We start from the raw sequence: 561 nt of genomic DNA on the forward strand, positions 1-561 counted from the left end.
CCCGCAGAACACGTCCGACTATAAAAGCACGGCGCGGCAGACGGGTGCGGAGATTTCCATTCCGGTATGGGGGGCTGGTGGCAAGGCTGGGGGTGGTGCGAGTTACAGCCAGCAGAATGTGACGGATCATTTTGCGACAACGGAAGCCCAGCTCTCCGGCTTTTATGCGGGTGATCAGGGCCTTGGTGTGGATGTTGCAGGGAACACCAATCTGACGGCGGGTGTGATGGCCAGCACGGCGGATGCCAGCCTGAACCACTTTACCACCGGGAGCCTGACGACCGGTTCTGTTGAGAACAGCTCACGCTGGCAGGCCACGCAGAAGGGCGGCTCGTTCAGCGGTGGGGCCGGGATGATGGGCAGCACTACCGGGATATTGGGGGCTGCTGGAACGGGCCTTGCCTCTGGTGCCTCCGGCCTGATGGGGGGTGGCCGTACGCATGATGAGACGAGCGAGAGCCGGTCTGCCATTGGCGGAAATATTAAGGTTGATGCTGGCAGCATTCAAGGCAGACACGACGGATGTGAGTCAGGCCAATCAGGCCCTGACAAACGCGTTTG

The 561-nt window shown here is 61.1% G+C and carries 1 pseudogene; it reads left to right on the plus strand.

The features are described from left to right. Window positions 1-561 (plus strand): annotated as a pseudogene (locus tag Abin_RS13875) (hemagglutinin repeat-containing protein); the annotation flags it as partial.

The organism is Acetobacter indonesiensis, assembly GCF_000963945.1.
GTDB lineage: Bacteria > Pseudomonadota > Alphaproteobacteria > Acetobacterales > Acetobacteraceae > Acetobacter > Acetobacter indonesiensis.